General features: G+C 61.0%; 13 protein-coding genes. 1 reads left to right on the top strand and 12 read right to left on the bottom strand.

Going from position 1 to position 11,526, the window contains the following annotated elements; all coding sequences use genetic code 11:
• Positions 1 to 75: 75 nt before the first annotated feature.
• The 9 genes from phnD to phnG form a co-directional block, all read right to left on the bottom strand.
• Positions 76 to 981, bottom strand: a complete 906-nt coding sequence (gene phnD / locus FHP24_RS10120; RefSeq protein WP_139675921.1) for a phosphonate ABC transporter substrate-binding protein — start codon at positions 979 to 981, stop codon at positions 76 to 78.
• Positions 982 to 1,067: 86 nt separating this feature from the next.
• Positions 1,068 to 1,922 carry a phosphonate ABC transporter ATP-binding protein gene (gene phnC, locus FHP24_RS10115; protein ID WP_139675920.1) on the bottom strand — a complete coding sequence of 285 codons (855 nt, stop codon included), beginning with the start codon at positions 1,920 to 1,922 and terminating at the stop codon, positions 1,068 to 1,070.
• Between the two features lie 114 nt (positions 1,923 to 2,036).
• A complete protein-coding gene (locus tag FHP24_RS10110; RefSeq protein WP_139675919.1) occupies positions 2,037 to 2,654 on the bottom strand; it encodes a DapH/DapD/GlmU-related protein in 618 nt (205 codons plus the stop codon).
• The gene (phnL, locus tag FHP24_RS10105) at positions 2,651 to 3,361 is read right to left on the bottom strand and encodes a phosphonate C-P lyase system protein PhnL (protein WP_139675918.1); all 711 of its coding nucleotides are present in this window, start codon (positions 3,359 to 3,361) and stop codon (positions 2,651 to 2,653) included. The genes FHP24_RS10110 and phnL overlap by 4 nt, the downstream gene beginning before the upstream one ends.
• Positions 3,362 to 3,370: 9 nt before the next feature.
• Positions 3,371 to 4,147: a phosphonate C-P lyase system protein PhnK gene (gene phnK / locus FHP24_RS10100; RefSeq protein ID WP_139675917.1), complete on the bottom strand. Its 777-nt coding sequence runs from the start codon at positions 4,145 to 4,147 to the stop codon at positions 3,371 to 3,373.
• Positions 4,144 to 5,040 carry an alpha-D-ribose 1-methylphosphonate 5-phosphate C-P-lyase PhnJ gene (locus FHP24_RS10095; protein WP_139675916.1) on the bottom strand — a complete coding sequence of 299 codons (897 nt, stop codon included), beginning with the start codon at positions 5,038 to 5,040 and terminating at the stop codon, positions 4,144 to 4,146. Before FHP24_RS10095 ends, phnK begins: the two co-directional genes overlap by 4 nt.
• Positions 5,037 to 6,143, bottom strand: a complete 1,107-nt coding sequence (locus tag FHP24_RS10090; RefSeq protein ID WP_139675915.1) for a carbon-phosphorus lyase complex subunit PhnI — start codon at positions 6,141 to 6,143, stop codon at positions 5,037 to 5,039. The genes FHP24_RS10095 and FHP24_RS10090 overlap by 4 nt, the downstream gene beginning before the upstream one ends.
• Positions 6,144 to 6,162: 19 nt before the next feature.
• Positions 6,163 to 6,762, bottom strand: a complete 600-nt coding sequence (gene phnH, locus FHP24_RS10085) for a phosphonate C-P lyase system protein PhnH (RefSeq protein ID WP_139675914.1) — start codon at positions 6,760 to 6,762, stop codon at positions 6,163 to 6,165.
• A complete protein-coding gene (gene phnG / locus FHP24_RS10080; RefSeq protein ID WP_139675913.1) occupies positions 6,762 to 7,235 on the bottom strand; it encodes a phosphonate C-P lyase system protein PhnG in 474 nt (157 codons plus the stop codon). The genes phnH and phnG overlap by 1 nt, the downstream gene beginning before the upstream one ends.
• Before the next feature lie 89 nt (positions 7,236 to 7,324).
• Between phnG and phnF the strand changes: the two genes are divergently transcribed.
• Positions 7,325 to 8,059 (top strand): phosphonate metabolism transcriptional regulator PhnF, encoded by a 735-nt coding sequence (gene phnF / locus FHP24_RS10075; RefSeq protein ID WP_139676213.1) that lies wholly within the window; start codon positions 7,325 to 7,327, stop codon positions 8,057 to 8,059.
• A gap of 73 nt (positions 8,060 to 8,132) precedes the next feature.
• Here the strand turns inward: phnF and FHP24_RS10070 are convergent, their stop codons facing one another.
• The 3 genes from FHP24_RS10070 to FHP24_RS10060 are packed head-to-tail and all read right to left on the bottom strand — an operon-like array spanning position 8,133 to position 11,407.
• The gene (locus FHP24_RS10070) at positions 8,133 to 8,768 is read right to left on the bottom strand and encodes a 2,3-bisphosphoglycerate-dependent phosphoglycerate mutase (protein WP_139675912.1); all 636 of its coding nucleotides are present in this window, start codon (positions 8,766 to 8,768) and stop codon (positions 8,133 to 8,135) included.
• Between the two features lie 15 nt (positions 8,769 to 8,783).
• Positions 8,784 to 9,608: a 4-hydroxy-tetrahydrodipicolinate reductase gene (gene dapB, locus FHP24_RS10065; RefSeq protein ID WP_139675911.1), complete on the bottom strand. Its 825-nt coding sequence runs from the start codon at positions 9,606 to 9,608 to the stop codon at positions 8,784 to 8,786.
• Positions 9,605 to 11,407, bottom strand: coding sequence for an ABC transporter ATP-binding protein (locus FHP24_RS10060; protein WP_139675910.1), 1,803 nt, complete (start codon positions 11,405 to 11,407; stop codon positions 9,605 to 9,607). The genes dapB and FHP24_RS10060 overlap by 4 nt, the downstream gene beginning before the upstream one ends.
• Between the last annotated feature and the right edge of the window lie 119 nt (positions 11,408 to 11,526).

The following is an 11,526-nucleotide window of genomic DNA, read 5'->3' as shown; positions in this document are numbered from 1 at the left end:
TCGCCATGATCCGCACTCTCGGTTGACAAAACGGCGGCATCTTTCGACGCCGCCGTCAGATTATGGTGAGAAAGATCAGCCGCCGATGACGGACTTACGAGCGTCGACAATCGTCTGGTAGAAAGACGGATCGACCTTGATGTAGTCCTTGTTGTCGCCCTGGGTGTAGGACTTGAAGCAATCGTGGTCCTTCTTGGGAAGGTCCATGAAGTAGGCTTCGACCTTGGCGCGCATCTCGGCCGGCAGCTTGTTGTTGACCATCAACGGGCCGTTCGGGATCAGCGGCGACTTCCAGACTTCGACGATATCGTCCATGTCGAGGATGCCCTTGTTGACCATCTGGTGCAGGTTGCCACCGGTATAGCCTTCTTCCCACTTGCCGACGCCCGAACCGAATGTCGTGCCGGCATCGAACTTCTTGTCGAGAACGGCGAGAACGAGGTTCTCGTGGCCGCCGCCGAAGCCGGTTTCAGAGAAATATTCCTTGACCGAAGAGCCGATTTCCTTAGGCAGCGCGACGTTCGGGACGAGGTAGCCGGACGTCGAGTCCGGGTCGGCGAAGCCGAGCTTCTTGCCCTTGAGGTCGGCAAGCGTCTTGATGCCCGAATCCTTGCGGGCGACCATGATCGAGTAATAACCGCTGGAGCCGTCCGACTGCGTGTAGGTCAGGATCGGGTCGACGGCCTTCGGGTCCTTGATCGCGATAGCAGCGTAGGAAGAAGCGCCCATCGAAGCGATGTCGATCGTGCCGCCAAGCAGGCCCTGGATGACGCCGTTATAGTCAGGCGACGGGAAAATCTGAACTTCCGGAACGCCGGTCGCAGCCTTCAGGCCATCGGCGACACACTGGGTGTTGCGGATCTGGTCGGCTTCGTTTTCCGAGCCGTCGAGACCGATGCGCAGGACCTTGACGTCCTGTGCCATTGCGGAACCTGCAACGACGCTCATGGCGACGGCAGCAAGAAGAACTTTCTTCAGCATGGTGATCTCCTGTTTCCGGATTATCCGGAGTTGGGTCATGAAAAATGGTGCCCTTTACGCGGGCAGACGATCGTCAAGTGCGGGTGTCACGCCCTGGCGCTTGCCAGCGTGCCGATACCGCCCGATTGCTTTTCCGTGCTCGTCTGAGCAGCGGGAATGTTGATGCTGGTCGAGGTCATCGTCTCGTCTATGCCTGCGCCATCCCTGTCGGAGCCGTAGATCTCCTGAACAGCCGCAGCGGTGAGTTCGGACGGCGGACCGTCGAAGACGACGCTGCCATGCGCCATGCCGATTATCCGTTCGCAATAGCTGCGGGCGGTATCGAGCGTGTGCAGGTTGGTGACGACGGTGATGCCTTCGCGCTCGTTGATGTCACGCAGCGCGTCCATCACGATCTTGGCGTTCAGCGGATCGAGCGAGGCGATCGGCTCGTCGGCAAGCAGCATCTTCGGTGATTGCATCAATGCGCGGGCGATGGCGACACGCTGTTGCTGGCCGCCCGAAAGCGTGCCGGCGCGCTGCATCGCGGTCTGTTCGATGCCGAGACGCTCAAGGGCTGCAAGAGCCGCCAGACGCTCATCGTCGGAAAAGATGCTGAACAGGCTCATCAGCGTCGAGCGATGGTTCAGCCGGCCGAGCATGACATTGGTCAAAACGTCGAGGCGGGGCACGAGATTGAACTGCTGGAAGATCATCGCGCAGTCGCGCTGCCAGTTTCGCAGGCCCGCACCCTTCAGCGACGAGACCTCGGCGCCGTTGAAGTGGATCGAGCCTGAGCTCGGTTCCTGCAGGCGGTTGATCATGCGAAGGAGAGTGGACTTGCCGGCGCCGGAACGGCCAATGATGCCGACCATCTGGCCCTGGGGAATTTCCACGTTGACGGCATTGACCGCGATGCGATCGCCGAAACGCCGGGTAATGTTCCTCAGTTCAAACTTCATGTTTTCAACCCGTCCAATCCCCTGGTGCCGATGGGATTAGACGTGGTTGATGAAGCCTGAATGTCGATTCGATGTCAGTTTTGTTACATGCATGACGCTTCTGTAACGCTTTCGTTACAACGCATAGCGCGAGAGGAAATCCTCGGCCGAAAGCGCCCTGAAGTCATCCAGCGCATGGCGCAGCTTCAGATGATCCCAATCCCACCAGGCGAGCCGGTCCATTCCTTCGCCGACCTCCCTGGTGAACCGTTCGCGGATCAGCTTGGCGGGAACGCCGCCGACGATCGTGTAAGGCGCGACATCCTTGGAGACGACCGCACCTGCTCCGATCACCGCACCATTGCCGACGGTCACGCCGGGCAACACGGTCGCGCCATGGCCGATCCACACGTCATGGCCGATCGTGACGCGGTTGTCGCGACGCCATTCGAAAAAATCCTGCTCGTTTTCGGCATCGTCCCAGTAGTTGGCGGCACGATAGGTGAAGTGATGCAGCGTCGCGCGCCATGTCGGATGGTTGGTCGCATTGATACGCACCGACGCCGCCATGTTGACGAACTTGCCGATCGTCGCGCACCAGATGGAGCCATCCTGCATGATGTAGGAATAGTCGCCGATCTCGGCTTCGTCGATGCGGCAGCGCTCGGCGACTTCGGTATAGCGGCCGATCGTCGAGTTGCTGACGCTGGCCGTCGAGTGGATAACGGGCTCGAGCCCTACCTTGGCATTCATGCTGCGATGGCCTTTCGGGGAGAAAATGCACTGACGTCGAGAATTCGATCGGCCACCGCTTCGCGCACTTCCTCGTCATGGAAGATGCCGAGCATTGCGACGCCCTCTTGCTTCTTCGCCGCAATCATCTCGACGACGACGCGACGATTGGTGGCGTCCAGCGAGGCCGTAGGCTCGTCGAGAAGCAGGATGCGATGGCTGGTGATGAAACCGCGGGCGATATTGACGCGCTGTTGCTCGCCGCCGGAGAAGGTGGCGGGCGGCAACGACCAGAGTTCGCGCGGCAGGTTGAGCTTCGCCAGCAGTCCTGCAGCCTTTTCCTTGGCCTCGGTTGCCTCGATCCCACGCGCGACCAGCGGTTCGGCGACAACGTCGATGGCCGCCACGCGCGGCACGGTGCGCAGGAACTGGCTGACATAACCCATCGTGTGACGGCGCACGTCGATGATCGTGCGCGGATCGGTACTGGCGATATCGACGATCCGCTCTTTGTGATCCACCAGGATCTGGCCGGCATCGACGGCATAATTGCCGTACAGCATTTTCAGGATCGAGCTCTTGCCGATGCCCGACGGCCCGCCCAGCACGACGCATTCGCCGCTGGCAACGGAAAAATTCACATCCTTGACGACCGGCAGCTTGATGCCGTCGCGCAGGTGCATGGTGAAGCTCTTGAAAACTTCCGAGACGACGAGAGGAGTGGCCATCTGGATCTCCTATACTTGCAGGATCGAGGAAACGAGAAGCTGGGTGTAAGGCTCGCGCGGATCGTCGAGCACCCGGTCGGTAAGCCCGTGTTCGATCACGTGACCGTCCTTCATCACTATCATCCGGTGCGAAAGAAGCCGGGCAACTGCGAGGTCATGGGTCACCACAATGGCGGCCAAGCCCAGATCGTTGACGAGGCCGCGCACCAGATCGAGCAGGCGCGCCTGAACCGAGACGTCGAGACCCCCGGTCGGCTCGTCCATGAAGACGAGGCGTGGGCCGGTGACGAGATTGCGGGCGATCTGCAAGCGCTGGCGCATGCCGCCGGAAAACGCGCGGGGCTGGTCGTCGATCCGGTCTGCGGAAATTTCCACCCGGCCCAGCCAGTCGGTCGCCGTCTCGCGGATCTTTCCGTAATGCCGGTCGCCGACCGCCATCAGTCGTTCGCCGACATTGGCACCGGCCGAAACCGTCATGCGCAAACCGTCTGCCGGATTCTGGTGAACGAAACCCCAGTCGGTGCGCATCAGGAACCGCCGCTCCGCCTCACTCATGTGATAGAGGTCGCGGAAATTGCCATCGCGCATCCGGTATTCGACGCTGCCGGCCGTCGGCATAAGCCGGGTCGAAAGGCAGTTCAGGAGCGTGGTCTTGCCTGAGCCGGATTCACCGACGATGGCGAGCACTTCGCCCGGCCACAGCTCGAAATTGACATCCTTGCAGCCGATCCGGCTGCCGTAGAATTTCGAGACGCCGCTGACTTTGAGAAGAGGGGTATCGGTCATTCCGCAGCCTCCTGGCCCTTAACTGAATCCTGGGCCAGCATCGCGCCGACATGGCCGTGTTCGCGGCGATCCTCGCAATGATCGGTATCGGAGCAGACGAACATCCGTCCGCCCTTGTCGTCGAGCACCACCTCGTCGAGATAGACGCCATGCGCGCCGCAGAGCGCGCAATCCTGCTCGAATGTCTGGATCTCGAACGGATAATCCTCGAAATCGAGGCTGACGACTTCAGTGTGCGGCGGTACCGCATAGATGCGTTTTTCGCGGCCCGCGCCGAACAGCTGCAGCGCATCCGACATGTGCATTTTCGGATTGTCGAATTTCGGCGTCGGTGACGGGTCCATCACGTAGCGGCCATCGACCTTCACCGGATAGGCATAGGTCTTCGAGATGCGGCCGTTGATGGCGATGTCCTCGTAAAGCTTCACATGCATGAGGCCGTATTCTTCCAGCGCATGCATTTTTCGCGTTTCGGTTTCGCGCGGCTCGAGGAAGCGCAAAGGTTCCGGGATCGGCACCTGATAGACGAGGACCTGGCCCTCGGTGAGCTTCTGTTCCGGAATGCGATGGCGCGTCTGGATGATTGTCGCGTCCTTGGTATGCGTCGTCACCGCGACATCGGCGACCTTCTGGAAGAAGGCGCGGATCGAGACCGCATTGGTTGTGTCGTCGGCACCCTGATCGATGACCTTCAGCACGTCGTCCGGGCCGATGATCGAGGCGGTGACCTGCACGCCGCCTGTGCCCCAGCCATAGGGCATCGGCATCTCTCTGGAGGCAAAAGGCACCTGATAACCCGGAATGGCGATTGCCTTCAGGATAGCCCGGCGGATCATCCGTTTCGTCTGTTCGTCCAGATAGGCGAAATTGTAGGTGGCGAGATCGGCACTCATTCGGCAGCATCCTTCATCTCGGTTTCGCCGTTACGGGCGGCCTCGATATCGGCACGCATCCTGCGCACCATCGCAAGTTCCGCCTGGAAGTCGACGTAATGGGGAAGCTTCAGGTGTTCGACGAAGCCTGTCGCCTGCACATTGTCGGAATGGGAAATGACGAATTCCTCGTCCTGAGCCGGCGCGGTGATGTCCTCGCCAAGCTCTTCCGCACGCAGCGCCCGGTCGACCAGTGACATCGACATCGCCTTGCGTTCGCTCTGGCCGAAGACGAGGCCGTAACCGCGGGTAAACTGCGGCGGTGCCTTGGATGAGCCCTTGAACTGGTTGACCATCTGGCATTCGGTGACGCGGATGCGGCCGAGCGAGACGGCAAAGCCAAGTTCGGGAATGTCCATCTCTACCTCGACCTCGCCGATACGGATCTCGCCGACGAACGGGTGGTTACGGCCATAACCGCGCTGGGTGGAGTAACCGAGTGCCAGCAGAAAGCCTTCGTCGCCGCGGGCAAGCGCCTGCAGGCGCAGGTCGCGACCCATCGGAAATTCCATCGGTTCGCGTGTCAGGTCGCCGGCTTCATGATCCTGCGGCAGGTCTCCGTCCGGTTCGATCAGGCCCTCATGGGCGAGGATGTCGGAGACCCGCATGACCTCCTCACCGCCGGCTTCCCTGCTGGCAGGTTCGTCAACGGCCTCGTCGGCAAGCAGGGATGGGTCGAGCAGACGGTGCGTATAATCGAAGGTCGGACCAAGCAGCTGGCCGCCCGGAAGATCCTTGTAAGTCGCCGAGACGCGGCGCTCGACCTGCATCGTTGCCGTGTCGAGCGGAACAGAACTGCCGAAGCGGGGCAGGGTGGTGCGATAGGCGCGCAGCAGGAAGATCGCCTCGATCAGGTCACCGCGCGACTGGCGCACGGCAAGTGCTGCAAGCGAGCGATCATGAAGCGAGGCCTCGGCCATCACCCGGTCGACGGCCAGGCCCAGCTGTTCGGCAACCTGTTCGATGGTGATGGAAGGAAGCGTGCGATCGCCTCGGCGGCGATCCGCGAGAAGCCTGTGAGCGTTGGTGATGGCAGCTTCGCCACCCTTGACGGCAACATACATGGTTTGATCTCCTTCAGGCTTAAGCCGTGATCCGCGTGGTGCGCGGCAGGCAGATGAAGCGCCGGCCTGCGGTCAGGATCACGTCAATGCCGCGTGGGAAAAGCGGACGATTGTCGGCCCAGAGACGCAGGAAGGCTTCAGGAAGCCCGCTGATTTCCACCGATCTGGTTTGAAGGATACCCGGTCCGGAAAGCGTAAAACTCTGGCCTTCGTCCAGCCCGGCCACTTCGATGACAAGCGTGGTCGAACGATCGGGATATTCCTGGGTTCCGGCGGAGAAGAGACCGAAGGAGGACAGGGCTGCTCCGGCTTCGACAAAGGCGAAACGCGCTTCGGCCTTCTCGCGTGTCATCGGGGCGCCGGAATGGAAACCGATCCAGTCCGCCACGGACGATTTGGCGTAACCTGCGCTCAGCCAGACCGGTGTGTCGTGGTCGCACAAGGTCAGCGCGATCGCGCCGGCAGCCTGGCCGAGCGGCTCGGGCTGACCGGCGTCATGTTCCACGTCGCGAACCGTGCCCGGCCGTGCCATGCCGTCCATCAGCATGCGGAAAATGCTCTGGGATTCGAAGACCGGGTTGGAAAAACCACCGGAGAAAGCTTCTGTATTGGTCGCCATCAGTCGTCTCCCCGTACCATGGTAAAGAAGTCGACGCGGGTTGCAGCGGTCTCCTCGGCCCTCGCCTTGTCCTGTGTCGCGATGCGCATTTCGACGGGGGAGAGCAGGGTGCGTTCGACGGCGTCGCGTGTAGTTTCTTCCTGCCACAGCGCATCGAAGATCGCGGCAAGCCGAACTTTTTTCTTGTCCGTGCCAAGTGCCTGCGCATGGCCGATCGTGCCGGACGCAAGTGCGATCGTCGCCCGCGTCACCGTCGCTTCTCCCAGGTTGAACGGACTTCCGCCGCCGCCGATCCGTCCACGCACCATAACGAGCCCGGTTTCAGGCCCGCGAACCGGCTTTGTTTCCGGTTTATCCGTCAAGGCATCCCACGCGGAGTGAAGTTCGATAAGCGTCGAACCGGCGAGAAGTCCGGCACAACGGCGGCGTCCGGATGTTTCCGTGTCCGGCACGGTATGCGCTGCAAGATCCATGGCCAGTCTCCAAAATGTCTATTGATATAGACAACTATACAAGATAACTTAGCCATAACTTTTGGATATAACAAGCGTGTGACATGGATATGCAGGAAGCAGCGGTTCGCCGGCAAAACGGGGTGGCCTTGTGGCGACAGATCGCCGATCGGATACGCTCGGCCATCGCCGGCGGTGATTATGATGCGATCGGCAAGGTGCCGCCCGAAATGGTTCTTGCGGAGCAGTTCGGCGTTAACCGGCATACGGTTCGCAGCGCGCTCGCGGCCCTTGCACAGGAAGGCATCGTTCAGGCCGTGCAGGGGCGGGGCACTCTCATTCTGCGCAAGGAAAGGCTGAATTTTCCGATTTCGCGACGCACGCGCTTCAATCAGGGCATCGGCGATCAGGCGCGCGAAAAGGAAGGCCTGCTTCTGGCTTCGGCCGAAGAGGCCGCGACTGCGGATCTGGCTAGCCGGTTGAAACTGTCTGTCGGTGCGCCGCTCATCCGTCTGGAGACGCTGAGAAAGGCCGACCGCCGTCCCGTCTCACGGGCAACCGCATGGTTCCCGGCCGATCGTTTTGCAGGAATTGCCGATGCCTATCGTGACAGCGGCTCGATCACGACCGCATTCGGCACTGTCGGATTGCCGGATTATATTCGCGTTTCGACAGAGATTACCGCCGTCCATGCCGACAACGACGATCTGTCGGCGCTCGAATTGTCACCCGGCGCAATCGTGCTGGTGACGCGCGCGCTGAACGCGGATGCGGATGGGGTCCCCGTCCAATACGCCGTCAGTCGCTTTCCGGCCGATGCGGTGCAGTTCACCATTGAGAACTAACGAGGCGGAAACGCAAAACGCCAGCCGCAGTATCCTGCCGGCTGGCGTCAAACCGATCAGTTCGTTTTAAAGCTTAGTGCGCACCGGACATGTCGCCGAGCACATCCTTGGAAGCAACCGTCGAGTCAGCGTTGAGGACGTAGACCATCGGTACGCCGGTTGCGAGGTTGACGCCTAGGATCTCTTCCTTGGTCAGCTTGTCGAGCACCATGACCAGCGAGCGCAGCGAATTGCCGTGGGCGGCAACCAGCACCTTTTCGCCGCGCAGCACGCGTGGCAGGATTTCCGTCAGATAATAGGGCCAAACGCGGGCACCGGTATCACGCAGGCTTTCGCCACCCGGAGGCGGCACGTCATAGGAACGGCGCCAGATATGAACCTGCTCCTCGCCCCACTTGGCGCGGGCATCGTCCTTGTTGAGGCCGGAAAGATCGCCATAGTCGCGCTCGTTGAGTGCTTGGTCGCGGATCGTTTCGAGATCGGGCTGGCCGAGTTTGCCGAGCACGATCTTCAACGTGTTCTGCGCGCGCTTCAGGTCGGAGGTGAAGGCGATATCGAATTTGATGCCTGTGTCGGCCAGGGCCTGACCACCGGTTTCGGCTTCCTGAATGCCGAGCGGGGTGAGGTCTGGGTCCTTCCAGCCGGTGAAAAGGTTTTTGAGATTCCAGTCGCTCTGGCCGTGGCGAACGAGGACGAGGGTACCGCTCATGAATGACCTCCGATATTATTGATTTGAGAGCCCGAGCACGTCGAGCATCGAATATTGACCGGGCTTCTTATCGCGCGCCCAAAGCGCCGCTGCAACTGCCCCGCGTGCGAAAATCGAGCGATCACGGGCACTGTGCGACAATGTAACCAGCTCACCTTCGCCGGCCAGAATGACCGAATGATCGCCGACGACCGAACCGCCGCGCAGTGTCGCAAAGCCGATCGTACCCGCGGGTCGCGGGCCGGTATGGCCATCGCGAACGCGCACGGACTGGCTTTCCAGATCGATACCACGCCCTTCGGCCGCAGCCTCACCCAGCAGAAGTGCGGTGCCGGATGGCGCATCGACCTTATGTTTGTGATGCATCTCGATGATTTCGATATCCCAGCCATCCGCGGGAAGCGCGCGGGCGGCCTGTTTGGCCAATACGCTGAGAAGATTGACGCCGAGGCTCATATTGCCCGATTTGACGACGCGCGCATGACGGCCGGCGGCTGCGAATTTTTCCTCGTCCGCAGTCGAGCAACCGGTCGTGCCGATCACGTGCACGATCCGCGCCTGAGCGGCGAGGCCGGCAAAGGTAACGCTTGCGGCCGGTGCGGTGAAATCGACCACGCCTTCCGCATTGAGGAAGGCTTCGAGCGGATCGCTGGTTACCGCGATGCCGATAGGTCCGACGCCCGAAAGTTCGCCGGCATCCTTGCCGAGGAAGGGGGAACCCTCGCGCTCGATCGCTGCATGAAGAGTGACGCCGGGCGTTTCGTGGATCACGCGGATCAGCGTCTGGCCCATCCGTCCGCCCGCGCCCACCACGACGAGTTTCATGTCACTTTCACTCATAATTGGTCTGTTCCTGCCTGACTGTGTTCCGGTGCCTGCAGATTGTTGAGGCGAGCGTAGAGACCCTGTTTGCGCTGCGCAAGCTCCTCATGGGAGCCTTCTTCGACAACGCGTCCGTCCTGCATGACGACGATCTTGTCGGCATTGACGACCGTCGAAAGGCGGTGGGCGATGACGATCACGGTGCGGCCGCGCATGGCCGAATCGAGCGCCTTCTGCACCGCAGCTTCCGACTCGTTGTCGAGCGCGGAGGTCGCTTCGTCGAGCAGCAGGATCGGTGCGTTGCGCACCAGGGCGCGGGCGATAGAAAGCCGCTGCCTCTGTCCGCCGGAAAGGGTCACGCCATTCTCGCCCACCGGCGTCTCGTAACCTTGCGGCTGAGCGATGATGAAATCATGCGCATAAGCCAGCTTGGCGGCGTCCTCGACTTCCGCATCGGTCGCATCCGGACGTCCGTAGCGGATGTTGTCGCGGATCGAACCTTCAAACATATAGGGCTGCTGGGATACATAGGCGAGCTGGTGGCGCAGCGAGGATTTGGTCACGAGGGCTATGTCCTGCCCGTCGATCAGGATCTGCCCCTCGGCCGGATCGTAGAAGCGCGGAATGAGATTGATGATGGTCGACTTGCCGGCGCCGGATGGACCGACAAGGGCAGTTGTCTTGCCGCCTTCGGCAACGAGATTGACACCCCGCAGGATAGGCGCGCCCGCGGCGTAGGAGAAGACGACGTCCTTCAGCTCGACCTTCGCCTCGGTGATCGCAAGGTCGGCGGCATCGGGCTTTTCCCGCTGCGCCGGCTGAAGATCGAGAAGTGCGTAGATCATCTGGGCATTGACCACCGCGCGATCCATCTGCACCTGCAGCTTGGCAAGCCTGCGGGCCGGATCATAGGCCATCAGCAGCGCCGTGACGAAGGCGAAGAAAGCTCCGGGCGGCACGTTGTCGTAGATCGAACGGAACGCGGCATAGGCAAGTACGCTCGATATGGCAAAACCGGCAAAGGTTTCCGTCAGCGGTGAGGTGCGCTCGGAAAGCCGTGCGATGCGATTGGAGCGGGCTTCGGCCGTCACAATGATCTTGTTGACCTTATTCTCGAGCTCCTGCTCCATGGTGAAGGCCTTGACCACGGCAATGCCCTGGACCGTTTCCTGCATGGCGCCAAGAACGCGGCTATTGATCTCGACCGATTCCCGGGTCGCCAGCCGTAGCCGGCGCGACACGTAGCGCAGCGCATAAAGAAGCGGCGGCGCGACCGCGAAGACGATCAAAGACAGCACCCAGTCCTTCGACACCATGACGCCGATAAGCGCCACCAGCGTCAGAAGATCTCGGGCGGTCGAGGTGACCGTCAGGTTCATAACGTCGCGGATGCCGGAAATGTTCTGGCTGACCTGAGCTGCCAGATGCGATGATCGGGCTTCGGCAAAGAAGCCGACCGACAGCGTCATCATATGGCTGTAGAGCCGGCGCTGGTAGCGCGCCACGATGTTGTTGCTGATCTTCGATAACGCGACCGCTTGGCCATAGGTGGCGAAGCCGCGCAGCACAAAGGCAGCGAGGATCGAGCCGCAGATCAGCCAGACGATATCGGCCCGACGGTTGGCAAAGGCCTCGTTGACTACCTTTTCCATGATCCACGCCGTAAAGGCCGTCGACAGCGCCACGGCAATGAGACAGCCGATCGCAAACGCGTAGCCTCGGATATGGTCGCGGCCGTTTTCCGAGATGATGCGCTTCAGCACGCTGACGACGGTGCCGGAATCAACGTGGCGTTTTTTTTCTTTTTCAGCCTTCAATGGAAAGTCCCAATTCGGCAGGGTCACTGCACAGTATTTAGAAGGGGCTTGTTAACCCCTTGGCTTTGGTTTTGCCAGTCAACCCTGCCGGATTCGTTAACGGTGTGACTTTCCGGCAT

This window comes from Aliirhizobium smilacinae (assembly GCF_006335145.1).
Lineage (GTDB): Bacteria > Pseudomonadota > Alphaproteobacteria > Rhizobiales > Rhizobiaceae > Neorhizobium > Neorhizobium smilacinae.
The sequence above is the reverse complement of the archived record's forward strand: the minus strand, read 5'-3'. Positions and strand labels throughout refer to the sequence as shown.